This window comes from Mesorhizobium sp. LNHC221B00 (genome assembly GCF_000502935.1).
GTDB lineage: Bacteria > Pseudomonadota > Alphaproteobacteria > Rhizobiales > Rhizobiaceae > Mesorhizobium > Mesorhizobium opportunistum.
Genome location: NZ_AYWR01000011.1, coordinates 287,909 through 314,152 on the forward strand (window position 1 = coordinate 287,909; position 26,244 = coordinate 314,152).

Below are 26,244 nucleotides of genomic sequence, written 5' to 3' on the forward strand. Positions count from 1 at the left end.
CTCCTCAGTGTTTGCCGCAGCACGTTTGAGGATAGCCATGCACGTGTCGTGCCAAGCGAGAAAATCATTTCAGGACAATGACGGGGACCAAATTGCGGTGTGTCTCACATCCGACTTTGTCGAAGACCCGACAACGAGCGCAGCCGCGACCGCCTGATCAAACCTCCTGTGCGAGGTCGCTGGGGAATAGCAGTGAAGCTCACCGCTAAAACTGGCCCAGCTTCGGATCGACATCGGGGACGGCGCGATCGACAGCCACTACGTCGCCGGTGTTAGGCGCGGCACGCCCTGAGGACTCCGCGCGGCGATCAAAATAACTGCCCTTTACGACGGCTCCATTCCTGGCCGACCGGTGGCCTGCACAAAACTGCTTTGCGGCCTCATCCCTCCACCTGGATTGAGTCGCAGGGACCGAAAGGCGTCGTGCTCTTGGACCGGCAGAGCAGTCATTGCGCAATTCTCTTCCGGGCTATTTTTACCGAGATCCAGTTGGGTGAAGGTCTCAGATTGCGCAATCATTGATGCACTTATGTCTGGGCATGCGCCGATCGGCAACCATCTCATCAAGAGCATCGATCCGACACCAACATAGACAATCGCTTGATCATAAGAGAGGGGTCGCGGCGGAAGGTTAAGTTACCGTCCGTTTATGAAGGTTCGTGCTGGTCTCAATAAGAGAAGTATTCTGGTGCAGAAACGTGCCCGATTTGCCATTCGAAAAGGCGATATCGACGTGAATATGGGCGCGGCCGTGAGCGTCCCACTCAATGTCGGATTTGCGACAGGACAGCAAATCCGCGAATCGTTGTCTAATAAGGCTTTCCTTCTCTGGCATGGCTTATGCGCGGAATTCTGCGAATGCATCAACGAGACGTCCTCAATGATCATGCGCACCGAAAATGCCGTCGCCGCAGTGAAACCGCGCTCTCGGCTGCTATCGAGTCGCCGAAAGGCCGGCGCGCCATGCTTGAGGCGGGCGATTGCGCCGGCTTCAAGCAGCTTAATAGACTTGGAAAGCGTCTCGCGTGACGGCGCGGGCATCCAGGTGGGCGGAAAGGACATACAATGACCCGTCGATTGTCACTGCGCTGGAATGCTCGAGTATACATGCGCCGACCCGAACGCGGTGGACAAATCCTCGCAAACCCGGTCGTCACCGGGGCTCGCAAACGGCTCGCGAGGAGCCCAATCGCTGTGGCCGATATTCGCCGCGAACAAGCCGCCTTCTGGGAAGACTCTATAGGAGGAAAGCAGGTGGAGTTATCTTGCGTTGGGATCGGTGCTGGGCCGTCCAATTTGAGTCTTGCGTGTCAAATACACGAGCAAGTTGGGCAAGGGGCACTGTTCCTGGATCGGCAGGTCGACTTCCGCTGGCATCCAGGCATCGCATTCGATTCCTCGGAGCTCCAGGTCAGCCACTTCAAGGATCTGGTCACGCTGGTGAATCCCCGATCAGACTACACTTTCGTGAACTTCCTGCACGAGAACGGGCGTCTGTATCACTTCCTGAACGCACAGTTCGAAGCCGTGCTCAGAGTTGAGTTCGAGCAATACCTGAACTGGGTCTTCCACAGGAACCCACTTGTGCGTGGCGGCGAGACGGTGCGCGAGATCCGCTTTGACGGCGAGTTTCGGGTGCGCACGGATAAGGCGGTTCTCGGCGCCAGAAACGTCGTGGTCGGCATTGGCAAGCAGGCGCAAATTCCGCCTCAATTTCAGGGTTGGACTGGACGCAACCTGTTCCACTCATCTGTTTTACTGCACATCCATCCTGAGGTGCGAAGAAAGCATGTCTGCGTGGTTGGCGGAGGCCAGTCGGGAGCCGAGGTGATGTTGCACCTTGTTGGCCTGCCGAAAGAACGGCGGCCTGCCTCGATCACTTGGGTCTCGCAGCGTGAGAACTACCTGCCTCTCGACGACAGCCCGTTTACAAACGAGTTGTTTATGCCCTGCTTTTCGGATCGCTTCGCGGCGATGAGCGAGTCGCAACGCAAGCTGATCCTGCGGCGTTTCGTGCTTGCTTCGGATGGCATTTCGGAAAGCACGTTGCGCGCGATCTATCAGGCGCTGTACCGTCACGCGTTTTTCGAGCCAAACCGATGCGATATCACACTGCGGCCGGGCTGCACCGTCTCGCACTGCATCAACGCAGGACCAGGTCACAGGCTGGCCCTGCAACACGGCATGGACGAGGTCGAAGTCACGGCTGACGTCGTCATCCTGGCCACCGGTTACGAGAACGCGGTGCCAAGCTTATTGGAACCGATCATGGACCGGTTGGAGCAGATCGACAATGAACTAGCTATACGCGAGGATTTTTCTGTGAGCTGGGACGGACCGTGTGACAGACGCCTCTTCGTACAAAATGCGAGCCTCGGGCAGCGCGGCCTGGCCGATCCGAACCTAAGCTTGCTGGCCTGGCGCGCGCGCCGCATCCTCGATAGCCTTCTTGGGCGCGCGCCATGCGCGAACCCCGCGCATCCTGGCTTCACCACCCATACCTCGGTCGAGAGCTGGCCCGACCACGCAGCCGAAGAAATGGGCAGCGGGATATGACTCGTGCACTTTTGATCATCGGCGGTGGCATCCTAGGAATGATGTCCGCCTGCGCTGCGGTGAAGGCCGGAGGCTTCTCCGATATCATCGTGACCGCCCTTGGACCAAGCGGCGCATCGCATTATTCTGGGGGCGTGCATTTCCCCTACGGTTGCCAAGGCCGTACCAAGTCGCTCACTCGAAAGAGCGCCTTGGTCTTGGCGGCCATGGGTGGGTCGGCAGTTAGTGGATGGTGCCGACCTTTAGCGATGCGTGTCGTGGCTGGACCGGGTGAAGCGATTGATCCGGCCCAGATTACGGAACCCCTGGACCCGACTGAGCCTGACATAGGGAGGCTCGCTCCGAGCTTCTGCGGACAATCTCCGCCGGAGTGGAACGCACTTAGCATCGCCGTCCCACATGACGTGAGTCCGTCTCCGTCGACCCGCAACTTGACCAGCGCCCGACTGCCCTAACTGGGACGTCGATCAACCAGTCTTTCCAACCGGAGGCTTTTCGCATGTTGACGGATGCACAAAGAGAAAAGTGGCAGAAAGATGGATACGTCAGGCTCGAAAGATTCTTCGCTCCAGCGGCTCAGGAAGATATCTCTATCTTTGTCGAAGATATGTCACGCTGGGATGTCAGCGATGATAAATGGCTCATGTGGTTCGAGAAGACGACGGACAATCGAAAGATCACCTCCAAGATCGAGAATTTTCTCGACTTCCATGATCCATTGCGTCGTTTGCTGTTAGAAGATCAGCGCATAAAATCAGCGGTCGAGGATTTGCTTAGCGAAGATACGCGCAGGCTCAAGGAGCTGCTGATTTTCCACTACCCCGACAGCGGCGGCTATCTCCCGCATCAGGACATTTATCACATCCCACACAAACTCCCGGACCGGATGGTCCATGCGGTGGTTGCCATAGGCATCGACGACTCCGACCCGGAAAACGGCGGGCTTTTCTTCAGTCCCGGCAACCACAAGAAGGGGGTGTTTCCCATGGATGCCGGTGGGGTGATCGACCCTCAAGTCGCCGAAATGTTCTCCTGGGATGCCGTAGTATGGAAGGCTGGCGACATCTTCATCTTCGACGATTACGCACCGCACTACTCACGACTGAACAAAAGCAATCGTTCTCGGCGGACACTCTACTTGGTGTTCCAGCGTGCTTCAACTGGTGGACCGACCCGCGCTGAGTATAACGTGCTTAAGCGCGCCCTTAACCCGCCCGAGGGCAAAGTGGCTGATCTCGACAAGCTCAAGCCCCCAAATGGCATTTTCTATCGAGATTGAGCTCACCCAGCCAGGCGGAGTCCGCAGCCGGTTACGACGCTTCGGCACATGCATTGTGGAGGTGGTCGCAGGGCGGTCTTCTACGCCTACAGCCCGACTGGCGCCCCCCTCGTGGCACGCCTGGCTGCCCAGAGCCGCATTATTCTGGCCGGGGCCGCCAACGGGGCGGGCTACCGTTTCTTTCCACGAACTGCACGGTAGGCTGTTGCGTTGGCAGCCGAAGTCTCACTGCTTCAACAGGTTAGGTTCGGAGTCATGCGCAAATACTCGTTTTGTCGAACGGAGCTGTCGCGGGCTTTCGGTATCGACACGGCCACGCTTGGAACGGGCAGCGCTCGCGCGGGGTTTTCACTCGGAAAGGTTAGACCCGGCGTCACATCCGAGCCCCATCGGCACGACGAAATCGAGGCCTTCGTGATCCTGTCTGGTGCGGGCAAGGTCAGGACCGACCTTGGGGAAATCTCGGTCGAGGCCGGCGATGTCGTTCTGTTCCACCCTTTTGAAGCGCATGTGCTGAGCAACGACGGAAACGAAGACCTAGATTTCGTCGATGTCTACTGGCGTGATGGCGAGGCCGCCCTTCATGTCGCTGCAAAGATCACGGCACCACGCGGGCCGACCTTCGTCTTCTCAGCGCCGCCAACGCCAAATGGCGATCTGCATCTGGGGCATCTTTCTGGCCCCTATTTCGGCGCTGACGTCTATACTCGTTTCCTCCGCATGAAAGGAGCCGAGGCCTATCACCTGACCGGAAGCGACGATCACCAGAGCTACGTCGCGACACGCGCCGATGCCGATCAATCGACGCCTGCAAACGTGGCGGGCTACTACGCCGACGAGATTCGCGCCACGCTTGCACTTCTCGATTGTGACGTCCACAGCTTCCAAGCCACAATGGGCGATGAGGGTTACGGCGAGTTCCAAGCCGCGTGTTTCCGGAGTCTTCTGAGCAGCGCGGCGGTAGATTTGCGCCAGAGCCCTGCGCTTTTCGATGCTGTGACAGGCCACTATCTTTACGAGCCGGATGTTGGCGGCCTCTGCCCCGATTGCGGCGGCTCCGCCGCTGGCAACATCTGCGAGGAATGCGGTGCCCCAAACCTTTGCCACGACTTAGGTGCAGCGCGGTCACGGCAGTCTGCCGAGGCGCCGCTGGTCGGCTCCCTCCGCCGTCCGGAACTTGCCATGGACCAATGCTACGACAATATCGATCGGCATCTAAGGGCGTCGGGCGTTCCGCTACGGATCTTGGATCTCTTCGCGCGCCTACGCGAACGCGGCGACTTTTCAGTGCCCATTACCCACCCCTCGGACTGGGGCCTGCCGGCCGAAGGGTTCCCGGGGCAAGTGATCTGGGTGTGGCCGGAGATGGCATTCGGTTTTCTTTACAACATCCAGGCGCTCGGCCGCTCGCTGGGTCGCGACTGGAAGGCCGAGATGCCCGGCAGCGATTGGCAGATTGTCCATTTCTTCGGCTTCGACAATTCCTTCTACCACGCGCTACTCTACCCCGCTCTTTACGCCGAGGTCTTCTCCCACTGGACGCCACGCATCCGCTATCACGTCAACGAGTTCTACCTGCTCGACGGCAAGAAGTTCTCAACCAGCTGCCGCCATGCGGTCTGGGGCAAGGAGGTTCTGAGCCCAAAGACAGTTGACGTCGTGCGCCTCCATTTGGGGCTGACACGCCCGGAAGGTGAGCGGACGGATTTCACGCTGGACGCGCTGCGCCGCACCGAGAACGAGGTGTTCCAAAGCATCTGGCTGAACTGGCTTGAGGCGTTGAACCAGGAAATCAAGCAGGATTTTGCCGGCCGTGTACCCGATGCAGGCGACTGGAGCCCGGTCGACCGCGCCTTCTTTGCTCGCATAGAGATCTATCGCGCTGCGATGGAGCGCGCCTATTCGGACGAAGGCTTCTCGGTTCGGCGCGCGGCCACTCAGGTCTGCGAATTCGTGCGCGATTGCGTGATCTACCGCGGGGCGCGAGACTTTGCGGCGGCGCGACGTTTCTATCCTGCCCGCAATCGGACTTTGCTAGCCCTTCAGACGACGGCCGCTGCGATCCTGGCACCGACACTCGCTCCGCTGATGCCCCGCTTCGCCAGAACGCTGGCGCGAGGCATCGATGGCGCCTCAACCGAAACATGGCCCCGGTCCGTCCAGCGCCTTGCGCCCGGGACGCGCTTTGATCTCGGACCCGTGTTGGTGTTCTACGCCAAATCCGGCAATCCTCATCTCGACGACGAGGAAACACTATGAGCCCAAAGGTGCACCAGTGAGCTGTCCCCATCTCGACCAGATCTGCGCGGCAATCAAAGCCGACGACGCCAAAAATCTTGACTCGCTGTCACTGGCGAGGGAAGCCGCTCTGAACGGTAGAGACTAGATTAGCGCCTGAATCAACGCGTCGTCAAACAACCCTGGCCCGCGCCTTCGAGGACCGCTCGGCCGATCGCTTCCCAGCCCTTGCTGTTCGTGCCGACAATGCCGTGTGGGCTCGACTGAGCTGACCAACCTCTTCGGCATCGGGATTTCCGTCCTCCAGCCGGTCAAGGCTGTAATGCGGTTCGACCCGCTTGGTCAAGCTGGCGCGCCCTGGACCGCGCGCCGATCACCAATGTGGATGCGAATGCCGCGTGATAGTACCTGCGATTCTGTCCGAGCGTGTACCGGCGCGGCAGTCAGCCGAAGAACAGCTGAGCTACTGATATCGGAATGGAGCAGGTCCAAATTGTGCCCCTGAAGCCGGATATTGCTCAATCAGCGTTGACGATGGCTTGGTGCACAAGCTTCCAACCAGACCCGCGCAACGACAGCCCGTCGCCTGAGGGTAGTCGGCGAGGGCCGCCAAATCGCAAGCGTATCCTCCGTCGCATGCGCGCCGTCTTCGCCGAAAATGCAGACGCTTGTCCGTCGAGAGATACATCCAGCTATTTTAGGGGGCTCCTCAGGATTGCGTGTTTGCTCGGGTGCGGACCGCCCCTCAGTTCCCAATCGAGGAGCGATTCTACAATTCACATGTTTGGAGATCGCTCGCTAGGTAACCCGTCTGTGAACCCTGCAAGCCGATGCTTCAGATGCCGCCCATGCAGAGGTATTTCATTTCGAGGTAGTCCTCGAGGCCATGGCGGGATCCCTCACGACCGATGCCGGACTGTTTTATCCCACCGAACGGCGCCGCTTCCGAAGACATCCGGCCGGTATTTACCCCGACCATTCCATATTCCAAGGCCTCGGCGACACGCCAGACACGCTTCAGGTTCGAGGCATAAAAATAGGCCGCGAGGCCGTAGATCGTTTCATTGGCATCACGCACGACCTGATCCGCATCTTTGAAGCGAATAATCGGTGCGAGCGGCCCGAATGTCTCTTCTCGCGCGACGGCCATCTCGCTGGTGACACCGGTCAGGACCGTTGGTTGGAAAAACGTGCCATTCGTGCCGAGGCGTTTGCCCCCGCATCGAATTGCGCCGCCTTTAGTTACGGCATCGGCAATATGGGATTCAATCTTGGCCAGAGCCTGCTTGTCGATGAGGGGTCCGATGTCCACTCCGGGCGCGAAACCGTCACCAACTTGAAGTTGGCGAGCCCGTTCCCCGAATTTCTCGACAAACTCGTCGTGGACGCGCGACTGGACGTAAAGGCGGTTCGCTGAAACGCAGGTCTGGCCGGCATTGCGGTACTTCGCCTGGATCGCACCGTCAACCGCGGCATCGATATCGGCATCATCGAAGACGATGAAGGGTGCATTGCCGCCGAGCTCTAGGCTGACTTTTTTGATCTGGTCCGAGCACTGGCGCATGAGTAGGCGCCCGATCTCAGTAGACCCGGTGAAGCTGATCTTGCGGACCTTGGGATTTGTGCAAAGTTCGCGGCCGACCGCGTCACCTTCGGACGCATAGATCAGGTTGACGACGCCTTCGGGGAAGCCTGCCTGATGGGCGAGGGCGAACATTGCTCCAGCCACGAGCGGCGTCTGTTCAGCGGGCTTGAGGACGATCGTGCAGCCCGCTGCCAAGGCTGGCGAGATTTTGCGCGCCACCATCGAGGCTGGGAAATTCCATGGCGTTATCGTGCCGACGACCCCGATGGGCTGCTTGATCACCAACATTCGGCGGTCCGTCGATGGCGCGGAGATCGTCTCGCCATAGACGCGATTTGCCTCCTCGGCGTACCATTGCAGATACGCCGCAGCATGCGATATCTCCGATTTGGCCTCGGCAAGCGGCTTGCCCATCTCCGCGGTGAGAATTGCAGCGAGATCGTCGGTGTGGTCGATGATCAACTCATGCCATCGCCATAGAACATCGCTGCGCTGACGTGCGGTAAACCCTGCCCATCCAGGCTGCGCGACATAGGCCTTCTCGATTCCAGCGCATGTCTCTTCGACTCCCATGTCAGGTAGTTCTGCCAGCACTTCGCCGGTCGACGGGTTGAGGACCTCGAATGTCCGCTCTCTAATCCGCGTGCCAAGTGCCGGCAGGCGATCGATGGGTCCAAACAGGTCAGGGGATCTCAGGTGACGGATCATCGGCGGGCACAGGGGCAATCGGTTTCCTCCTCAACGCCAGGCGTATATAGCAGGTTCGGTGTGTAGTCCGGACGTCCAAGCTCCTCATAGGACCTCGGCCAGACAGCTAGCAGACCACGGTTCCCAACTGGAAAGGGAGAATACCTGAATTCGCTAGAAGATGAGTCACGGTTCTACTAGCCGGGCTCGACCGGCGGTTGCGCGCGGGCAGGTCCGGCCTGCGCACAACCCTGCCAAAGGTCTTCGCGGCCAGCGCCTGGTTCTACGTGCCGGCCACCGCGTCGTTCGGTCGGCAATATTTGTTGTAGATCGTGAATGCTTCGGTGCCGTTCAGCTTTTCCATCTCCTGCATCCAGCCGTTTGACCGGAATGCGGTAGGGCTGATTCGGCCGCAATGTCGTGTTGACCTCCTCGTCCAGCAGACCTGCGGGTTCGTCTCTCTGCGCCAACGGCGCTCCTCCAGGATCACATTTCGCTCGGTCTTGATATCATCCTCGTTGAGGATGAGGTTGAACATGCGATCGGCCTCGAAGCCCATCATCTCGCCCAAAACGAGTCATAGGCGGTGAGGGCGTTATTGTAGCCGCCACTCACTTAGACGGCTCGGTGAACTCGCTGTCGGCGCGGTTGGTGGTCGCTTTGAAGATCAGACGCTCGAGGAAATGGGCAAGTCCGGATTTGCCGGGTGCTCGTCGGCGCTGCGGACCTTGTGCCAGACCATATGAGTGACGATTGGCGCGCGGTGATCGGGGATGTCGACCCATGCCATTGCCGAGCAGGAAATCCGCGATCTTGCCGCCGTCGGTGGCGGCCAGAGCCGGAGCGGTCGTCACCAGGGCCAGGGCGGTGGCAGTGAACGCCTTGCGCAGCTTGGGGGGCGATCGATGGCTGCGTTTGGCAAGGCAAAGGGTTCGAGGCAAAAGTGATTTGGTCCTCATTTTGATGAACGCTGCGTCTTCCCCTCCCCGTGGGAGGATCGGCGGGCAGCGCCGAGTCAGATGAATCATGGGCCCAGGGCTCACTCGAGCCTCACCTTCGGATGGACCCAGGAGACCTGCGGCGGTGTTCTTGGGGAGGTGGCCATTGGAGGGATTTTCCTTGGTCCGCGACGTCTTGCGGATGACCAGGCATGCACCGTGCCAGATCAGAAAACCATTGGAGGCTGTTGACAAATCGGGCTCTGCCATGTTGCGCATCCGACATTGTGGGCGATTGAACAGGGCTGAAGGCGACGCGAGCACGGCTGAGAATATCTTCTTCCTTCGGAAGCGATTAGGCGCGCTGCCGGGGAGGGGTACAGGATGCGCTTCGAAGGCCGCTGCACCGACGGTCAGAATTGAAATGTTGTCGCTCCAGCGGACCGATGTCCTCGACAGTCCGGGCGGTGCTGAAGGGTAGAGGCGTGAGCAGCGTAGCTAAGTGGGCGCGGAGCCAGCTCGCGCGCGAAGACGGACCTGAAAAAAAACGGCGGGTGGCGACATTCGCGAGGCGCTGGAAACGAGGTCGTAGGACTGGGCGGGAAAAACGATGCCGTTGCTCTCTTCTGGCGTGATGGCCTGCCGCGAGGCCGTTGAACGTGATGAGTTGCTGCGGGAAGGGGAGTGTTTTCGCGGGACCTTGGTCAACGTAAGAAACAAACGTCGAGCTCGCCTTGGATGGGGGCATGCAGCACATTTGCCGCTGCAGGACAGCAGCACGGAAGCTGTCCGCGCTTGCCGTCGTCCCTGGGAACCAAACAGCAAAATTTAGCGGTCGCGACTGATTTCATGTGCGTAAAATACCGCCTGGTGCGCTCGGCTGCAAATGCATGCTTGGCGGAGTGGTCGCTTAGGTCAAGAGCATCGCGTGAGTAACAGCCTGACCTTGCTCAATCTGATGCGCGCTAACCGCCTCGCCGGATTGTGGAACTGCTCGCGGGTGGCTTCTACCACAAACAGCAAGGTCATGAAATCAAGCAGGAAGTCGTCAATCGCTTGGGCGATTGTTTCTGACTTGCCCTTGAACTGGTCCAGCAAAACGCGCGCGCTATCGATCGCTTCCACGCTGGTCGCATCGATCAACCCCTCGACCCTCTTGAAACAATCCAACTCGAAACTCCTTAAGGCGCTCCCGAGGTGTTATGCACGAAGGCAGATCCGTGAACTACCCGGCCTTTGACCTGGCGGCACGAGCAGCGGTCGGCCTTACGTCCCACGCCTCCAAACACGAGCCATCGACGTGGCGCTGAGGAGCGTTGGAAGAAATCGGGCGCTTCCGGCCATGCTCGAGCGGTAGTGTAGGACAGTGCTTGCTGGCGGCTACGCTACAATGGAGTGCGCCAGCTGATCGGGGCTTAACAATTTTTCGCTTTTTGCTGCGCCCAACTCTCGGCTATGACTCGGACAGGCCTAATGGCCTGCCCACGTTGCATTGTAAAAGAAGGAACAAGTATATGCCGACTGGAACGGTAAAGTGGTTCAACAGCACCAAAGGGTTTGGATTTATCCAGCCCGACAATGGCGGTCCGGATGTTTTCGTCCACATTTCCGCTGTCGAACGCGCGGGCCTCTCGACCCTCGCTGACGGCCAGAAGATCAACTATGAGATCGAGCAGGATCGCCGCACTGGCAAGTCCTCCGCTGGCAGCCTGAGCAAAGCTGGTTGAAATTTTCTCCTGCGTCCTGGCAAGAGTAGGCACGTAGATCCTCACGGCCGCTCGATGGGACCGAGCAAAAACTGAGGGCAGCAGATTGCTGCAGGCGTCGCGAATTCCTCATGAAACAAAGTTGTTTGAAAGGAAGGCGGGGTTGGCCCCTGGGTTGGCCCCGCCTTTTTATATGACGCGCAGATTAAGCCGATGGCTGCAACGCTCCAGAACGAATCTCGATTGCCGAAATCAAGCCGCGACCTTCTTGCGGGTTCGCTTCGTCGGCGCAGGCTCCGGCGCTTCCGGCGCCTTCGGTTTGCGGCCGAGCCCCATCGTCTTGGCCAATGTCGAGCGCGCCGCGGCGTAGTTCGGCGCGACCATGGGATAATCCGCCGGCAGGCCCCATTTGGCCCGATATCCATCCGGCGTCAGCCCATAGTGGGTCGACAGATGGCGCTTTAGCGATTTGAATTTCTTCCCGTCCTCAAGGGAGATGATGTAGTCCGGTGTCACCGATTTCCTGATCGGGACTGCAGGCGTAAGGGCAACCGGCTCTTGCGCAGAGACACCTCCGGCCGTCGCTGTCAGAGCCGCATGCACTTGGCCGATGAGGGCAGGGAGATCCCCCACCGGGATCGGATTGTTGGAGACATAGGCCGACACGACATCGGCGGCAAGCTCAATGAGGGGGTCGACGTTTTTTCCGGCTTCTTCTGTCATGAAACTCTCCAGGCGGTGAAACATAGTCAGCGAAGCGTCGCTTCATAGGGCCGGTTGCCGCTGAAAGCAACAATGTCTCGACAGCGTTATTGCCAATGCTCGTCCAGAAGCGACATCGATGCGCCATATTTCCCGTCGTGACCGCTGAGCCACTCGTTGTTGGCGACCCTGCCGTGGTGCGTGGCGCGTCCCGGCTGTAACTTTGCGCCGAAGTTGCTAGTAGTCGAGGCTAAGCGCGCTATTTGTGTCCCGCTTTACTTCTTTGGACTGTGAAATCGAGGGATCGTGATCGCTTGCTGGTGGGCGTCAGGACGATGGACGTTCATTGGCAATGGCCAAATGTAAGTTCATCGCCCGGTGAGCCGCTCTTCCAAGGGGCTGGGAACCGCCGTTGGTAACCAAGGACATCAATGTATTTCGAGGCGTTTCTTAGCCGGTCCTCGAGAGACGGCAATCGTTGCGGACGACACCTGTTCCACGATATCGAACAGCGCGGCGACACGGGCAGCTTCTCAAATCTGGAGCGGCTTCTCGCAAGCTGGCGCCGTGCCGAGAGGCCGGGCAAGGACAGTGCGTCGCCTGCTTCAATCATACGCGTCAAAAAGCCAGCGACGCTGTCCCATACGGAATCCCGCGACCGGCCGTGTGATCTCGCCGGTAGTCGCCCCGGCCCTCTGCACGAAGCTCGGGATGTGCTGACGATCAACCAGGCCACAAAGGTCGACGTCCTGAAGCAGGGATCACATGAGTTTGCCACTATGCGCAGGCTTGCCATGCGCTTCCGCGGCATTTTGCCGGGCCTGTGAATTCGGCAAGCTCGACACTTCGATCGACGTGGCGTCAACTCCGGGCTCGTCGCCATCACGCGTTTCGGTCTGGTCCTACGCCGTGACGTTGACGCCGTTCGCGATGCCATTGAACTACCGCGGAGCAACGGCCAGGCGAAAGGGCTGATCAACCGCCTGAAGACGATTAAACGTACGATGTAGGCAGAGCGGGCTGCGAACTCCTTAGGGCACGCATGCTGCCACTCAGCCGGCCTGATCACCGCACAAAGCGAGGAAGAACCTGGTCAAGTGCAAAGCGACAATTGCCTCGACAGCGGGTCCCGGAGGGTTTATGCTGCCCAACGTTACCGCAATCCGGAATGGCCATTGAGTACCTTCACGAGTGAGGGAGTGGAACTGCTTTGTCGGCCAAATTGTTGACGGAACGCCCGGCGCCCATTGTCGCTACATGTCTAGATTCTTGGGGCGTTTTGGATGATGCAATCCACCATCTCACTCCAAAGGGCAGTGGAATCTGGAACAATGTCGCTTTTGTTCGCACGACATCCTTCGTGCCCGATTGGCATATCGTCTTTAACTCTGCTTCTCTTTTTGGGCTCCCTGTTGATATCGAGGCGAGCCCAAACAGGACAATTTTTGCAATCGGCGAACCGCCGACGAAAGCTCATCGCGCGTTTCATGAAGGGCAGGGGAAAAATACTATCGTCCTGACGTGTGACGCAGAGCTGGCTGCTCGGCAGAATGCAGCGCGCCGATTCGTTTTGTCTCCACCTATCACTCGGTCTTGGTCTGTAAACAAGACATATGACCAACTTCTGGTCAGCGAAGTCGTGGATAAGCCGCTTCGGCTCTCATGGATTACCAGTGACATCGCCCTGCTTAAAGGACATCGATATCGGCTGGCGTTTCTGGAGCGGCTGAGAAAGGAGCTCGATTTTGACCTGTTCGGCCGAGGTTTTCGGCTGATTGGGGATAAATGGAACGCACTCGCACCTTACCGTTACAGTATAGCGTTCGAGAATACTCGTGCTGATTACTATTTTACAGAGAAGCTTATGGACTGCTTCGTTGCTGAAACAATGCCGATCTATTACGGCAGCCCGGCAATCACGAGGTTCTTCCCTTCGGACTCTATGGTTCTGATTGACCCAGAGGACAAGAACGTAATCCCAAAAATTCAAGAAATCATCGACTCGGACCTCTGGAAGGAACGTCGCGGCGCAATAAGAGAGGCGAAGCGGTTGGTCCTCGAGAAATACAATACGTTTGCTTATCTCGCGGGCTTCATCGAAAGCGTTCAGGATAAACCCTTACCGCCGGAAATTATACACATCGATTCGCCTGAAGTCGATTTTGCAATGGACGAATGAAGTACTCCAACGCTCGCTTCGCGTGCCCGGCGGTTGGTGGTCTGGCGAGATCGGGATGGCGTACGGAACGCTCGGCGGAGAATGCCTGCTGCGCAGAGGGGCTGCACGGGCGCACGAGGTCATACGACCCCGGCTGCCGCTGATCAGACGAACTGGGGAAGGCCAGGAACGGAATTGAGGACCTCGTCCACGAGTTCGTCGCCGGCATGTTCCTTGGCGCAGGCGATCGTCTCGTTGGCGAGGCCGGCGATCTTTGCCATGCTGAGACCCTCACTCATCAATTGCTGGCCGAGCCCCATAAGGCCGCCACCCTCTGGGTCGTCGCCACGATACTTCGCTACTAATTCCGAAGCTCCCGGAATGGCCTCGATCATGCGCGCAACGGGACCGTCGGCCGCGTGGCTTTGCAGGAAACCCAGCATTAATCCAACGCCCTTCTCTGCGAGAGCCGGGCCGATGCCGGCACCAGTGGCGATGCGCGGTAAGAATTCTTCCATGCAGGGTCTCTCTCTCTTTAATGAGGTTTACCGGCGCCGGTCCGGCGCCCCGCGCCGTTGGCCGAACCACAATTGAACTCCACAAAAATAGGCCGGCGGAAGTGCTATTGCGCGTAAAACCGCCTCTGTCAACGCAAGCTGCGTCGGACGTGCGTGTTTCGCAACCGAAGATCATTCCAATTCACTTCATTACGCATTGGCAACCGCACAGTTTGCGGTGGCTCGCTTATGGGCCAATGCCCCGCGTCCGTCAAATGATGACCACAACGTGGTTATCTGCTAGGATCTGTGGATCAAGGTGTGAGGCAGTTACAGCCGGTGGACCTGCTCAAGCGTCGCGCCGGCACAAGGGCTAGATTGGCGATACTGCGCGTGTTGGCCATGTCTTTCCTCGCGTGATGGCCATGTCTTTCCTCGCGTGATGGGATGTTCGTAGAAGCGGAGCTATATGCCGGTGTGACGATCGACAAGGCGGACCGGCTATTCCGATAGGACATCTATACTATCGCATAGACCGTCGCTGCTTAGGTATTGAAACCGCCATCGCTGGTGACATCACAATGTGCAGTCGGCGGGTGCCAATAAGGCCGATTCACGCAATCAGCAGGTCAGGAGGAACGAATGAACCCTGAGGTTTCAGAAGCTCACTTTTCGCAAGGCGTGCAGCGCACATCGTGCAAGAGATTGCCAGTCTTGCGGATGCTATCGACTTTCTCAACGATGGCGGGAGGATCGCAGTGACCGAATCTACGAAGCCGCCACCAGGGCGTGCTTTGATGCATACAAACGGCGCCGAGCAGGGGTACTCCTTCCCCCTGAAGTCCAATGGAGAAGAGCGATCACTTCCAAGAGGGTCCCAGCTCAGCCGCGAAAACAGGTGTCAGACCCCGGTCCTCTCCCTCAGCTGATCTAGCTCAGGGCGTTCATGAGCCGCAGATCGCATAGTGGCTGCGTGCACGACGCAGGAAGACCATTTATGAAAATCCTATTCAGAACGATGGCTGTCACCTTGCTGGCACCCGCCGCCTTTGCTGCGGATTCGATCCCCACCGACCTCAGAGATACGGCATTGGCCACCTTCAGGGCTTTGCCATCCACCACGCCGACAGTCGCCAACAACCCGATCACCCCGGAAAAGATTGCTCTCGGGAAGGCACTGTTCTTCGATCCACGCGTCTCGGCGTCAGGCGTCGTGTCGTGCAACTCGTGCCACAACCTGGCCACCGGCGGCGACGACAATCACGAAACCTCGATCGGCCATGGTTGGCAGAAGGGACAGCGCAACGCGCCGACTGTACTGAACGCTGTCTTCAACATCGCTCAGTTCTGGGATGGTCGTGCCGCAGACCTGAAGGCTCAGGCGAAGGGACCGGTCCAAGCCGGCATCGAAATGGCCAATACACCGGACCAAGTCATCGCCACGCTCAAGTCCATGCCGCAATATGTCGAGTGGTTCGATGCAGCTTTTCCGGCTGAAGCCGATCGGGTCACCTTCGACAACTTCGCCAAGGCAATCGAAGCCTTCGAGGCGACACTGGTCACACCGGCCCCGTTCGACAGCTTCCTGAATGGTGATGAGGTTGCCATGACTTCCGAACAGAAACAGGGCCTGGCGCTTTTCATGGACAAAGGCTGCTCGTCCTGCCATGCCGGCATCAACGTTGGTGGGCAAGCCTATTTCCCATTCGGCCTCGTGGAACAGCCCAGCGCCGTGGTCCTGCCGGAAAAAGACAAGGGCCGATTTGCGGTCACCAATGCAGCCGATGACTACTATGTTTTCCGCGTGGCGCCGCTGCGCAACGTTGCACTCACCGCGCCATACTTTCATTCGGGCAAGGTTTGGGATCTGAAACAGGCCGTCGCTATTATGGGGACCACCCAGCTTGGCGTAGTACTGGCGGACGAAGAAGTAGACCTGCTTGTTGCCTTCCTCAACTCGCTGACCGGAGAGGCACCCGAGGTCGCCTATCCCATCTTACCCTCCGAAACGGCGACAACGCCCCGGCCTGTAACGCAGATCTCAGGAAAATAAAGGGCCAGCTGGCTGCGGACGTGGCAATCGACAATGATGCGACTCTTACTTGGACGGACGAATCGCGAGGTCCATTTCCGAATTGGCGGGACGCTAGCAATACCCGAAACCTGCCACCTCGCCCGTAGTCTGCGCGAATCAACTGGGGAAGCGGACAGACGCGCAGCATCATATATTGTCGCCGCCTGAGCGAACGCGCCAAGCAGTCTACTTTGAGAAACGACGGTAACCGCCCGATTGTCACCGCCTGCCTGACATCGTCGTGATGTCCTATGACACGTGTTTAACGACGTCGTTTGCGACGTGTCTTGTGCGAGGTTTGCGATGCGTGTCGAGATTCTTGGTGCTGAACGGCGTCGTCGCTGGGGTGATAAGAAGAAGCTCGACATCGTCATGTCGGTTGGAATTGACGGGGCGACTGTGACTGAGGTTGCCGAGCGGCATGATGTGACACGGCAGCAGATTTACACCTGGCGGCGAGAGCTGAGGAGGAAGGGGCTCCTGTTGCCGTCGGCGGGTCCCATGTTCCTTCCCGTGGACATGCCCGTGGCGCGGAGCGAACTCTGTATGGGCAAAGGCACCGACAGATTGTCAGCGCTGGTCGAATTGCAACTATGCTGTGGGCGCAACCTGCGCTTTGACAGAGAGATCGATACCGCCACTCTGACTCGGCTTATCCAGGCGGTTGAGATAGCATGATCGGACCGGGAACTGGGGTTCGGGTGTACCTTGCCTGCGGGTTCACGGACATGCGCAAAGGGATCGAGGGTTTGGCTGCACTGACGCAGGATGTGTTGCGCCAGAAGCCGACGGGAGGCGCGGTCTTCGCCTTTCGGGGAAGGCGTGGCGACCGTTTGAAGCTTCTTTATTTTGATGGCCAGGGGTTCTGTCTTTATTACAAGGTCTTGCAGAAGGGCCGCTTTCCGTGGCCGTCGGCGGCCGACGGGACGGCCCGGCTGACGTCAGCGCAAATGGCGATGTTGTGGGAAGGAATTGACTGGCGACGCCCCAATTGGGGTGCGCCGCCGGCGCGTGTCGGGTGATTTATCTCTCTGAATCTAATGGTTTTTATGGCTACTCGTCCTGACTTATGGTAGTCAGGTGCATGCCGAATGTCGCCGAAAATCTTCCAGACGATCCTGCCTTTCTGAAGGCGATGATCGCCGCCTTGCAGGCGGAAAATGCGAAGATGTCGGCGACGTTGCAGGCGCATGACCAGTTGATCCAGGCCTTGCGGCTGCGCATTGCCCGGCTGAAGAAACAGGTCTTCGGCAAGTCTTCGGAAAAAGTCGAGCGGGAAATCCAGCAGCTGGAACTGGCGCTGGAGGATCTTTTGATCGCCGCGGCGGAGAGCAATGCCGGGCCAATCAATGAGGCCGACGAGGCAGCGTCTCTCGCGCCTATGACGAACGCGCCCGAAAGGATCACGCGCCGGCGTCCGCGCGTGTCGCACAAGGCAGTTCGCGAGCGCAGGGAGCTCGATCCCGGCGCCTGCTGCCCCGCCTGTGGCGGTGAACTACGTCTTGTGGGCGAAGACACAAGCGAAATCCTCGACATGATCGCCGCGCAGATGAAGGTCATCGAGGTCGCTCGGTTGAAGAAATCCTGCCGCTGCTGCGAAAAGATGGTGCAGTTGCCCGCGCCCAGCCGTCCGATACCAGGCAGCATGGCGGGAGCCTGCCTTCTGGCTTACATCCTGGTCTCGAAGTTCGACGATCACCTGCCATTGTATCGCCTGAACGAAATCTTCGCCCGCATGGGTGCCGACATCCCCGACAGTACGTTGGTCGATTGGTGCGGTCGCGCCATGCAGGTGCTTCAGCCCCTGATCGAGCGGATCGGAACCGTGATCATGGCCAGCGACCTTCTTCATGCCGACGATACCCCGATCCGGGTGCTGGATCGCTCCATGCAGGACAAAGGGCTGGGGAAAGGCGTAAAGAAAGGCAGGATCTGGACATATGTCCGCGATCAACGCCCATGGGCGGGCGGCGCTCCGCCTGGCGCGGTCTACTACTTTGCTCCGGACTGGAAGGAAGACCACGTCCTCCGCCATCTGAGGCAGACAAGCGGCATCCTCCAAGCTGACGGCTACAAAGGCTACGGCAAGCTTTATGAGCCTGGAGCCGATGGAAAATCCCGCTTCCGAGAAGCGGCATGCTGGGCGCATTGGCGACGCGACTTCCATGATATCTGGACCTCGAACAAATCCGAGATCGCATGCGAGGCTCTCGACCGTATCGGTGCGCTTTATGACATCGAGCACGGCATTGCGGGTCAGCCTGCCGATGCCCGCCTTGCCGCACGTCAGAAGCATAGCAAACCAAAGATCGGGGCATTCCGTGTCTGGATCGAAACGCAACTGACCCGCATTCCGGGCAAGAGCGATTTGGCAAAAGCCTTCCGTTATGGCCTGAGCCGCTGGCCATCATTGTGCCTGTTCCTCGAAGACGGCCGCGTCGCCATGGACAACAATGCCGCCGAGCGAGCCCTGCGCCCGATTGGAATCGGAAGAAAAAACTGGCTATTTGCCGGCGCCGACACCGGCGCGGAGACCCTGGCTCGCGCCATGACAATCATCGAGACGGCCAAGATGAACGGCATCGATCCGCAGGCATATCTCGCAGACGTGCTCGACCGCATCCAAGATCACAAGATCAATCGCCTCGACGAGTTGCTTCCCTGGAATTGGTCACCTGTCACCGCCATCTCCGCCGAGGCTGCCTGATGGCAACGGTGACCCATGTGTTCAGCATCGACTACGTCGCCAAATTGCTCGATGAAGATGCCGAACTCCTTCAGGCGATCGTCAGCAATGATGACAACCTGAGCTACGGCAGCATCATCAGCGTCTACACCGGACCGGACGAGGCAATAACTTCGCTCACCCGCGACGGAATGGAAGAGCTGGAGCAAATGCTTACCCATGCGCGCCGCACCGCTGACGAATGGAGTGACTTCCTCGAAGCCTTCGTCGATGACCAGGAACTCATCGCTCGCATCAAAGCGAAATCTCCGCGGTAACAACCGGGCGGTTACAAACGACGTGTGTACGATTTGTTCGAGGCGCGGGGCCGGTATGTTCCCAAGGACCAATACTATAGCGTAGTGTCACATTTATATTTCTGCGGGATGAGGACACGTGCCGAAGGAAAATTGCACATTTTCGCCGTGTGGCTTATTTCCAAGAGTGTGATCGGTTTGGCATATTCCCGGCCGACATCCGCCAGCCGGCAACTCCCCACACTGTGAGGAAGAGAAGCCTCACGCCTGCACTTTCTGCCGGAGCGCGCGTGCTGCAGCGACCATGTTCATGAGGGCAGGGCGGACCTCCTCCCATTTGCGTGTTTTGAGGCCACAGTCCGGGTTTATCCACAGTTGGCCATCGGACAGTCGCTCGCGGGCAAGCATGACTAAGTCCGAAATCTCGCCGACTTCCGGGACGCGTGGTGAGTGAATATCATAGACGCCGGGACCGATTTCGTTCGGATATTTGGAGTTCGTGAAGGCGTCCAAAAGTTCCATCTTCGAGCGCGACGTCTCAATCGAAATGACATCCGCATCCATTCCAGCGATCGCGTGAATGATCTCGTTGAACTCCGAATAGCACATGTGGGTATGAATTTGAGTCGCGTCCTTTACACCCGTTGAAGCGATCCGGAAGCATTCGACAGCCCAGTCGAGATAGACTTTCCAGTCAGATTGGCGCAGTGGCAATCCTTCGCGAAACGCGGCCTCATCGATCTGGACCATCCTTGCGCCGGATCTTTCGAGATCCGTCGCTTCGTCGCGGATGGCGAGCGCGATCTGGCGGCAGGCTTCGGAGCGGGGTACGTCGTCGCGAACAAAAGACCAGTTGAGAATGGTGACTGGGCCTGTGAGCATTCCCTTCACGGGCTTTTCCGTAAGCGACTGCGCGAATTGCCACCAGCGCACTGTCATCGGATTGCGCCTCGATACGTCGCCGAAAATGATGGGGGGACGCACGTAGCGCGACCCATAGCTTTGTACCCAGGCATGCTGGGTGAAGGCGAAGCCAGACAGCTGCTCGCCGAAATGCTGTACCATGTCGTTTCGCTCGAATTCACCGTGCACCAGCACGTCCAGCCCGATCTCTTCCTGCCAGCGAATTGCAGCCTCGATCTCCTTCCTCAGGAACGTCTCGTAGTCGACATAGCTCAGCTGGCCCTTCGCATGAGCGGCCCGCGCCTTGCGTACCTGCGGCGTCTGCGGGAAGGACCCGATGGTCGTCGTCGGGAACGGCGGCAGCCCGAGTGAGCCGGCTTGGACTCTGGAGCGCTCGGCAAAAGCGCTCTCTCGTCGCTTCGCGCTGTCGTCAATGCTAGCGATCCGCCCCTGAACAAGCGGGTCATGGATCCTCGTGGATGTCACGCGCGTGGCGGCAGCCTCGGCAGACGCTTTCAACGCGCCAGCCACCGCATCTCTGCCTTGGGACAGGGCCCGGGCCAGCAACACCAATTCGTCAGTCTTCTGGGCCGCGAAGGCGAGCCACGAGCTGATGTCGGCGTCGAGTTCCGTCTCCATGCGCAGGTCGATCGGCACATGCAGCATCGAGCAAGAAGGCGCGATCTCGACGCGGTCCAAGGGCCAGCCGGCGACGATCGGTTTGATGCGGTCGAGAATGGCGGGCAGGTTCGCACGCCAGACGTTGCGGCCGTCGATCAAGCCAAGCGAGAGCACCAGATCCTTCGGAGCGAGCCGACCCACCGTTTCCAGCTGCTCGGGAGCGCGCACGAGATCAATATGCAGCCCGGCCAGGGGCAGAGAAACCGCGGTTTCGAGATTGTCTCCCAGATGCCCGAAATATGTAGCCAGCATGATCTTCAGCTCGGGCGCGGCTTTCGACAGCTGGCCATAGGCGAACTCGAACGCAGCTCGTTCGTTGGAGTTCAGATCGAGGACAAGCGCTGGCTCATCGATCTGCACCCAGTCGGCTCCCGACAGCTTCAGCCTCTGCAGGAGTTGCTCGTAAACAGGCAGCAGCCGCGGTAGGAGCGCGATAGGATCGAACCCTTCGGCAGGCGATTTCGCCAGCTTGAGGAAGGTGATGGGTCCAAGGATGACTGGGCGTGTGTGAATGCCGAGAGCTTTGGCCTCGAGGAAGTAATCGACGGGTCTCGTCGACGAGAGGGCGAACGTCTGATCATCATCCAGTTCCGGCACAATGTAGTGGTAGTTTGTGTCAAACCACTTGGTCATTTCCATCGCGGTTACACCGGGCCCATGAGCCGCCTCCTGGTGACCAGCGTGTGCACAATCCTCCGTCTGACCCTGGTTGCCGCGCGCCATTGCGAAGTAGATGTCAAGTGGGACCTCGCCGCTATTCCAGCCGTAACGGGAGGGAATGGCGCCGACCATAGCTGCGGTGTCGAGCACATGGTCGTAAAGCGAGAAGTCGTTTGACGGTATTTTCGACACGCCGCGATCGCGCTGCTCCTCCCAGCTAGCGGCACGGAGTGCCTTCGACGTTCCAAGAAGGTCGCCAGCGGACGATTTTCCGGACCAGTAGCTTTCAAGGGCGAATTTCAGTTCTCGCCGACGACCGAAGCGCGGCACGCCGAGCGTTGCTACAGGAATTTGCTGAGAGACAGTCATGTCATACCCCGATGGTTGGGGGCGTCGGTGACAAGGAAGGCGCTAGCAGGCCCGGCACGCCCGGGTTGCAGCGGCCACCGAGACACCCCGCCCGTGGACGTAATTCGTCGTGGCAGGTCTCCTGGCTCGCGGGGTCATAGCCTCTACCCGTCTTCCCGAGGGTATTCGCCTCAGTGACATGAGTGGGGTTGGCTCGCCGCTAACAGTTGCGGGGGCAGCGCCGGCATCGCACCGGCTTCCCTCTTAGCTCCGCTGCGGCAGCGCCGCACGCGAGAACCACGACACGCCAGACAATCACAGCAATCCCTTCTCTTGTCAATGGCGCATAACGAAATGTTTATGTGGTTATGTCATCGCGCTTTTACGCTTGTCTAACATTGTGAAACAGTGAGTCGTCCATTTGCCGCCGCTGCACCGCTGCCCCCATTGTCCAACTAATGGAGGCCGTGCGGAGCCACAACAATCGGAGGACTTTAACCTCAACCTGAAAAGCGCTACCGCTCAAAGGACGCTGGTGATCCGCGAGCGCCGAGCCAACACCGAGGCTGCGGAAAGTGTGCAGGATGAGCCCCAACCGATTTCGCGGTGCGGTAGGTGTCAAACGGCCCTTTAATTGCGGGTAGTTGTCAATCCGGATCTCGCACTGCCATCGCCGGGGTCATGGTCCTTTCCGAGGTCGAATGCCTCATGATGATGTTCGGGTCGGGCGCCTCAACGTTTCCAACGAGATGCAGGTAAACTGCTGTCAGCCGTTTGACCGAGGTCGCCGCAACCACCGTCCCGGCGGGGACATCACGAGTTCCGCGTTGATAGCGGCCCGAGAACTCGTTTGGGGTGGAGTCGACTAAGCCATCTTTTCGTTACCCCACTCAAAGCTGGTGCCGTCAACCCAAATGCAATGAAGGAGAACGGCAATCTTCCGTGCGACCGCCACATTTGCCTTCTTCAAACCGATCCGTCTTGACAGACGCATCCCCCAGGCTTTCAGGGTGGACCATTTCTTCGTCCGGTGCAGGAGCACGCTGGCCGCCTCGTACAGGTAGGTTCGCAACAGCCGATCGCCCCAGCGTGAGACGCGGCCATTGATATCCGTTTCACCGGACTGCTTTCGTCGCGGCGTTAGGCCGAGATAGGCACCCACATTGGCGGCCGAGCGAAAGCGCGAGGGATCGTCGATCGTGTGGCGGAAAGTGAGCGCAGTCACCACGCCGATGCCGGGGACAGGCCGCGGGCATCGTTCTCATCGCTCTTGTTCATTCGGACTGAAAGCGCTGCCTTTGCATGCCGAGCATCAAGGCAGACGACCGGCAGTCCGACCCTTTTCAGCTCGTGCCAGAGCCAGCTGGACATGGCACCAGTCTCAAATCCGATGCGCTCGGCGTGAGGCGCACGTTTATGCAGCAGCTCCGTCAAGGCTCCTGGATCGGACTTTGCCTTTCCCTGGAACACCGTCTTTCCACTATCGTCGACCACGCAGACGCTTGTCTCCCTCTGCGACACATCCAGTCCGACATATTGCTTCACTGCGGCTCCTCGATCTCAATGGTCGGCGGCTTTTGCCGTCAGCCGAATCTTCGTTCAAAGGAGCGACGGCAGCAATTACGTCATCGTTTCCAAAACTGACCCCCGTGTCGCCGCGCCCGAAGGAGCGGGCATGTTCGGCGACGACAACGCCGTCTTGCCGGATGACGATGCGGCCGGCATAGGCCTGGATCTCGACGGGCCTTCCGACCGCAGTCGACAGCACCGAGTATTTGTTGTTGTCGAAGCGCACCGTGCAGGTCTTCGACACCGAGGCCGGCATCACATGAAATCCGTCGAAGGGGCCGCGATATTCGAGTAGCTTGCCGCGCTCCTCCTCGAACACGTTCCAGATCGTTCGTTCCGGTTGCTCCACGTGACGATGCGCCTTGGCGTAGGCGACGCACTTGTCATGCAGCCAGGCGTTCAGCTCCTCATAGGTCTTGAAGCGCAGCCGCGGCGTGAAGAAGCGCTCGCGCACCAGCCCGACCTGGTTCTCGACCTGACCCTTCTCCCAGCCTGATGCCGGCGTGCAGGCGACCGGCTGCACCAGATAATGGCTGCACATCTGCAGGAAGCGGCGACGTGCAGGCGCCCCCGAAGAAGGCGAAGGCCCGGTCGTGGGCGTCGGACACCATCTCCTGCGTCTCGCGCGGATAGGCCCTGACGAACATCATGCGGCTGTGGCAGAGCCGGACATGGGCGACCTTCACGGTCACCGTCACGCCGTTGATCAGGACGATCTCGTGGCTCCAGTCGAACTGGTAGGCCTCGCCCGGCGCGAAGAACAGCGGCACATAGGCGTCCGCCATCGCCGACCCTCTCGCCTTCGCCCAGTTCTTCGCGTATCGGCGGACGGCGTCATAGCCTCCCTCGTAGCCGAGGCTGCAAAGCTCCTCGTAAATCCGACATTGGTTTTATGCGCAAAATTTAGGCAAACAGTCGTGACCCAGCACCGAGGATATGGGCAAAAATATCAGGGCAGGGATGTTGCAAATCTCGTGAGTTTTGACAGAGCAGGGGAGGCGCATGTGAATGAAGTACGGGTATGCGCGCGTCTCGACCGACGGCCAAGACCTCGGGGACCAGCTCGACCGCCTGAAGGCTGCCGGTTGCGAACGCATGCATCTACCACGAGAAGAAAAGTGGCAAGGATGCGCAACACCCAAGGCTAAAGGCCATGCTGCGCCAGCTTCGGCCAGGCGACCAGGTGCTGGCGATCGCAACCGACCGTGTAGCCCGCAATCCCCTTGACCTGCTGACGATCTTGCGTGCCATCCAGCGCAAGGGTGCTGGTCTCCGACTGTTGGACGAGCCGTTCATAGACACGACCTCGGAAATGGCCGATCTCATCATGTTCGTGGTGGGTTGGGCCGCGCACTGGCAGCGCCGCAACATCCTCCGCTGTACCGCGATCGGCCGCAAACGAGCGATGGAGCGCGGCGTGAAATTCGGCCGGAAGCCGAAGCTCACTGCGCAGCAGCGCCAGGATATCGCGCCAAGGTTCGCCGCCGGCGACAACATCCGTCAGCTGGTTGCCGACTATCAGGTGAGCGAAAGCACCCTTGCGCGGGTGCGACGGACGGAGAGTTCGACGGCCACATCCTAATTCGCGATATTGAAGCTGCTGCGGTGGTCTGGGCCGATGTTGGTGTATGAGAGAGGTACCGATGAAGCTGATGAGCAAAGAGGACATCCCGGCCTTCGTCCAAGACATCTTAGAGACTGGCTGCGATATGTGTGCGGTGGATTACGACGGGTATATGATTGGCGACGCTGATCTGCCTCCGGCCAAGAGGAACAAGGTGCAACCTATTCTCAGGAGGATTTCCGTGGGTATGGCGAGCGCGACCATCTTCGCCGGGAAATTGTCTTACATCTCCGCTCCCTCGGTCGCTTCTGGAGAGCGGCGCAATCCACTGAAAGCCGGATTGCATCTGCAAAATTCCGGCGTATCCTGCTCCTGCGCACGTGAGCATAAGGTGGCGCCTGGCGCTTTGGACTAGCCACCACACTAACCAGCACCGGCCTGGCGACCGAAAATGCTGAGGTAAGAAACCGCCGTTCCCATAAGGAAACAACCGTCATGGATACCCATGCCGTTATTGCGTCCCTGCCTGTTGCCGGGGCCGATCGTACCGTGCTTATCGATGCCGCTAACGCTGCTTTCGAAAGGATTATTGGGCGGATGGAGCCCGCCAACGAGAAGCTGACTCGAAGCCTTTGGGATCCCGAAGGCTATATAGATAGTGAGATCACCGCAAACATGTTGCCGATCTCACGAGACGAGGCCGCGTACCTCGTTGATGTATTCTTGTTGCATCACGTTGTCGAATTGGCTGTCGCAGCGGACAACGAGGCCGCCGAATCCCGGCCCTGAGCCGCGCCGCCTGCAACTGGGCCTGCCGGCGCTTTTGGCGGTAGGCCGATCAATACCGTGACCTTTACCGCCACCTCTTCGAGCGTGGCGGTAAGGCGCGTTAGGTGTGAAGCGGTTGCGGCCATTTCTGGCCCATAGCGAGTTACGAGGTATTCACGGTTCTGACTGAGGGACTGAAGATGCTTGGCGGTCTTCGCGCGAAGTAGCAACCCCGCTGCCAAGGTATGTTCCGTCCGCGCCGACAGGTCGTGCTGCATTTTGCGAAGCTGATTGGGGTTGTGCCCGCGGCGGAGCAAAAGCGCCGTCAGGTAGAGTTCGATCGCGTGTA

At 59.0% G+C, this 26,244-nt stretch carries 20 protein-coding genes, 4 pseudogenes and 1 riboswitch; of the genes and pseudogenes, 16 read left to right on the forward strand and 8 right to left on the reverse strand.

What is annotated here, in order from left to right:
• Positions 1-688: 688 nt before the first annotated feature.
• The 4 genes from X741_RS0135035 to X741_RS150945 all read left to right on the forward strand — a co-directional run bounded on the left by X741_RS0135035 (position 689) and on the right by X741_RS150945 (position 6,094).
• A complete protein-coding gene (locus X741_RS0135035) occupies positions 689-1,069 on the forward strand; it encodes a hypothetical protein (RefSeq protein WP_156937899.1) in 381 nt (126 codons plus the stop codon).
• A gap of 125 nt (positions 1,070-1,194) precedes the next feature.
• Complete coding sequence (locus tag X741_RS150955) at positions 1,195-2,556, forward strand: lysine N(6)-hydroxylase/L-ornithine N(5)-oxygenase family protein (RefSeq protein ID WP_245272724.1); 1,362 nt, start codon at positions 1,195-1,197, stop codon at positions 2,554-2,556.
• Between the two features lie 499 nt (positions 2,557-3,055).
• Positions 3,056-3,835 (forward strand): phytanoyl-CoA dioxygenase family protein, encoded by a 780-nt coding sequence (locus X741_RS150950; protein ID WP_023778332.1) that lies wholly within the window; start codon positions 3,056-3,058, stop codon positions 3,833-3,835.
• 255 nt (positions 3,836-4,090) lie between these two features.
• On the forward strand, positions 4,091-6,094 hold the full coding sequence (locus X741_RS150945; RefSeq protein ID WP_023778333.1) for a class I tRNA ligase family protein: 2,004 nt from the start codon (positions 4,091-4,093) through the stop codon (positions 6,092-6,094).
• An 814-nt stretch (positions 6,095-6,908) separates the two neighbouring features.
• Here the strand turns inward: X741_RS150945 and X741_RS150940 are convergent.
• The 3 genes and pseudogenes from X741_RS150940 to X741_RS150935 form a co-directional block, all read right to left on the reverse strand.
• Positions 6,909-8,366 carry an NAD-dependent succinate-semialdehyde dehydrogenase gene (locus tag X741_RS150940; RefSeq protein WP_198023968.1) on the reverse strand — a complete coding sequence of 486 codons (1,458 nt, stop codon included), beginning with the start codon at positions 8,364-8,366 and terminating at the stop codon, positions 6,909-6,911.
• 193 nt (positions 8,367-8,559) lie between these two features.
• Positions 8,560-9,208, reverse strand: a pseudogene (locus X741_RS1000000171015) (pitrilysin family protein); the annotation flags it as partial.
• 990 nt (positions 9,209-10,198) lie between these two features.
• Positions 10,199-10,453, reverse strand: a complete 255-nt coding sequence (locus X741_RS150935; RefSeq protein WP_023671853.1) for a hypothetical protein — start codon at positions 10,451-10,453, stop codon at positions 10,199-10,201.
• A 344-nt stretch (positions 10,454-10,797) separates the two neighbouring features.
• Between X741_RS150935 and X741_RS150930 the strand changes: the two genes are divergently transcribed.
• A complete protein-coding gene (locus tag X741_RS150930; RefSeq protein WP_023679670.1) occupies positions 10,798-11,010 on the forward strand; it encodes a cold-shock protein in 213 nt (70 codons plus the stop codon).
• A gap of 231 nt (positions 11,011-11,241) precedes the next feature.
• Here the strand turns inward: X741_RS150930 and X741_RS150925 are convergent, their stop codons facing one another.
• Positions 11,242-11,712: a MucR family transcriptional regulator gene (locus X741_RS150925; protein ID WP_023778337.1), complete on the reverse strand. Its 471-nt coding sequence runs from the start codon at positions 11,710-11,712 to the stop codon at positions 11,242-11,244.
• 413 nt (positions 11,713-12,125) lie between these two features.
• Here X741_RS150925 and X741_RS1000000171020 point away from each other — a divergent pair.
• Positions 12,126-12,886, forward strand: a pseudogene (locus X741_RS1000000171020) (hypothetical protein); the annotation flags it as partial.
• 15 nt (positions 12,887-12,901) lie between these two features.
• Complete coding sequence (locus X741_RS1000000168545; RefSeq protein ID WP_084018634.1) at positions 12,902-13,870, forward strand: glycosyltransferase family 10; 969 nt, start codon at positions 12,902-12,904, stop codon at positions 13,868-13,870.
• A 143-nt stretch (positions 13,871-14,013) separates the two neighbouring features.
• Here X741_RS1000000168545 and X741_RS150920 read toward each other — a convergent pair whose 3' ends face one another.
• The gene (locus X741_RS150920) at positions 14,014-14,367 is read right to left on the reverse strand and encodes a hypothetical protein (protein WP_023778338.1); all 354 of its coding nucleotides are present in this window, start codon (positions 14,365-14,367) and stop codon (positions 14,014-14,016) included.
• A gap of 976 nt (positions 14,368-15,343) precedes the next feature.
• Here X741_RS150920 and X741_RS150915 point away from each other — a divergent pair.
• The 5 genes from X741_RS150915 (at position 15,344) to X741_RS150895 (ending at position 19,423) form a co-directional block, all read left to right on the forward strand.
• Positions 15,344-16,399 (forward strand): cytochrome-c peroxidase, encoded by a 1,056-nt coding sequence (locus X741_RS150915; RefSeq protein ID WP_023778339.1) that lies wholly within the window; start codon positions 15,344-15,346, stop codon positions 16,397-16,399.
• Positions 16,400-16,723: 324 nt separating this feature from the next.
• Positions 16,724-17,098 (forward strand): transposase, encoded by a 375-nt coding sequence (locus X741_RS150910; protein ID WP_023778340.1) that lies wholly within the window; start codon positions 16,724-16,726, stop codon positions 17,096-17,098.
• A complete protein-coding gene (tnpB, locus tag X741_RS150905) occupies positions 17,095-17,442 on the forward strand; it encodes an IS66 family insertion sequence element accessory protein TnpB (protein WP_023778341.1) in 348 nt (115 codons plus the stop codon). Before X741_RS150910 ends, tnpB begins: the two co-directional genes overlap by 4 nt.
• A 62-nt stretch (positions 17,443-17,504) precedes the next feature.
• A complete protein-coding gene (locus X741_RS150900) occupies positions 17,505-19,127 on the forward strand; it encodes an IS66 family transposase (RefSeq protein WP_023778342.1) in 1,623 nt (540 codons plus the stop codon).
• Positions 19,127-19,423, forward strand: coding sequence for a hypothetical protein (locus X741_RS150895; protein WP_023680922.1), 297 nt, complete (start codon positions 19,127-19,129; stop codon positions 19,421-19,423). The genes X741_RS150900 and X741_RS150895 overlap by 1 nt, the downstream gene beginning before the upstream one ends.
• A gap of 240 nt (positions 19,424-19,663) precedes the next feature.
• Here X741_RS150895 and metE read toward each other — a convergent pair whose 3' ends face one another.
• The 3 genes and pseudogenes from metE to X741_RS01000000166785 form a co-directional block, all read right to left on the reverse strand.
• Positions 19,664-22,015, reverse strand: coding sequence for a 5-methyltetrahydropteroyltriglutamate--homocysteine S-methyltransferase (gene metE / locus X741_RS150890; RefSeq protein ID WP_031250155.1), 2,352 nt, complete (start codon positions 22,013-22,015; stop codon positions 19,664-19,666).
• 93 nt (positions 22,016-22,108) lie between these two features.
• A riboswitch (cobalamin riboswitch) is annotated at positions 22,109-22,311 on the reverse strand.
• 548 nt (positions 22,312-22,859) lie between these two features.
• A pseudogene (locus X741_RS01000000166780) lies at positions 22,860-23,539 on the reverse strand (transposase).
• Between the two features lie 109 nt (positions 23,540-23,648).
• A pseudogene (locus X741_RS01000000166785) lies at positions 23,649-24,444 on the reverse strand (IS21 family transposase); the annotation flags it as partial.
• Between the two features lie 127 nt (positions 24,445-24,571).
• Between X741_RS01000000166785 and X741_RS1000000171495 the strand changes: the two are divergent.
• The 4 genes from X741_RS1000000171495 (at position 24,572) to X741_RS150880 (ending at position 25,916) form a co-directional block, all read left to right on the forward strand.
• Positions 24,572-24,790, forward strand: a complete 219-nt coding sequence (locus X741_RS1000000171495; RefSeq protein WP_280940337.1) for a recombinase family protein — start codon at positions 24,572-24,574, stop codon at positions 24,788-24,790.
• Entirely contained in the window at positions 24,717-25,145 is a 429-nt protein-coding gene (locus tag X741_RS01000000166790) for a recombinase family protein (RefSeq protein ID WP_280940338.1), read from the forward strand. The genes X741_RS1000000171495 and X741_RS01000000166790 overlap by 74 nt, the downstream gene beginning before the upstream one ends.
• Positions 25,146-25,206: 61 nt before the next feature.
• Entirely contained in the window at positions 25,207-25,542 is a 336-nt protein-coding gene (locus tag X741_RS01000000166795) for a hypothetical protein (RefSeq protein ID WP_348625686.1), read from the forward strand.
• A gap of 80 nt (positions 25,543-25,622) precedes the next feature.
• Entirely contained in the window at positions 25,623-25,916 is a 294-nt protein-coding gene (locus tag X741_RS150880; RefSeq protein WP_023778348.1) for a hypothetical protein, read from the forward strand.
• Positions 25,917-26,244: the final 328 nt, after the last annotated feature.

Excerpts from the sequence above, each read along its gene's own strand:
- X741_RS150950 (WP_023778332.1), top strand. The coding sequence starts at position 3,056 with ATGTTGACGGATGCACAAAGAGAAAAGTGGCAGAAAGATGGATACGTC.
- X741_RS150945 (WP_023778333.1), top strand. The coding sequence starts at position 4,091 with ATGCGCAAATACTCGTTTTGTCGAACGGAGCTGTCGCGGGCTTTCGGT.
- X741_RS150940 (WP_198023968.1), bottom strand. The coding sequence starts at position 8,366 with ATGATCCGTCACCTGAGATCCCCTGACCTGTTTGGACCCATCGATCGC.
- X741_RS150930 (WP_023679670.1), top strand. The coding sequence starts at position 10,798 with ATGCCGACTGGAACGGTAAAGTGGTTCAACAGCACCAAAGGGTTTGGA.
- X741_RS150925 (WP_023778337.1), bottom strand. The coding sequence starts at position 11,712 with ATGACAGAAGAAGCCGGAAAAAACGTCGACCCCCTCATTGAGCTTGCC.
- X741_RS150920 (WP_023778338.1), bottom strand. The coding sequence starts at position 14,367 with ATGGAAGAATTCTTACCGCGCATCGCCACTGGTGCCGGCATCGGCCCG.
- X741_RS150915 (WP_023778339.1), top strand. The coding sequence starts at position 15,344 with ATGAAAATCCTATTCAGAACGATGGCTGTCACCTTGCTGGCACCCGCC.
- X741_RS150910 (WP_023778340.1), top strand. The coding sequence starts at position 16,724 with ATGCGTGTCGAGATTCTTGGTGCTGAACGGCGTCGTCGCTGGGGTGAT.
- tnpB (WP_023778341.1), top strand. The coding sequence starts at position 17,095 with ATGATCGGACCGGGAACTGGGGTTCGGGTGTACCTTGCCTGCGGGTTC.
- X741_RS150900 (WP_023778342.1), top strand. The coding sequence starts at position 17,505 with ATGCCGAATGTCGCCGAAAATCTTCCAGACGATCCTGCCTTTCTGAAG.
- X741_RS150895 (WP_023680922.1), top strand. The coding sequence starts at position 19,127 with ATGGCAACGGTGACCCATGTGTTCAGCATCGACTACGTCGCCAAATTG.
- metE (WP_031250155.1), bottom strand. The coding sequence starts at position 22,015 with ATGACTGTCTCTCAGCAAATTCCTGTAGCAACGCTCGGCGTGCCGCGC.
- X741_RS1000000171495 (WP_280940337.1), top strand. The coding sequence starts at position 24,572 with ATGAAGTACGGGTATGCGCGCGTCTCGACCGACGGCCAAGACCTCGGG.
- X741_RS01000000166790 (WP_280940338.1), top strand. The coding sequence starts at position 24,717 with ATGCTGCGCCAGCTTCGGCCAGGCGACCAGGTGCTGGCGATCGCAACC.
- X741_RS01000000166795 (WP_348625686.1), top strand. The coding sequence starts at position 25,207 with ATGAAGCTGATGAGCAAAGAGGACATCCCGGCCTTCGTCCAAGACATC.
- X741_RS150880 (WP_023778348.1), top strand. The coding sequence starts at position 25,623 with ATGGATACCCATGCCGTTATTGCGTCCCTGCCTGTTGCCGGGGCCGAT.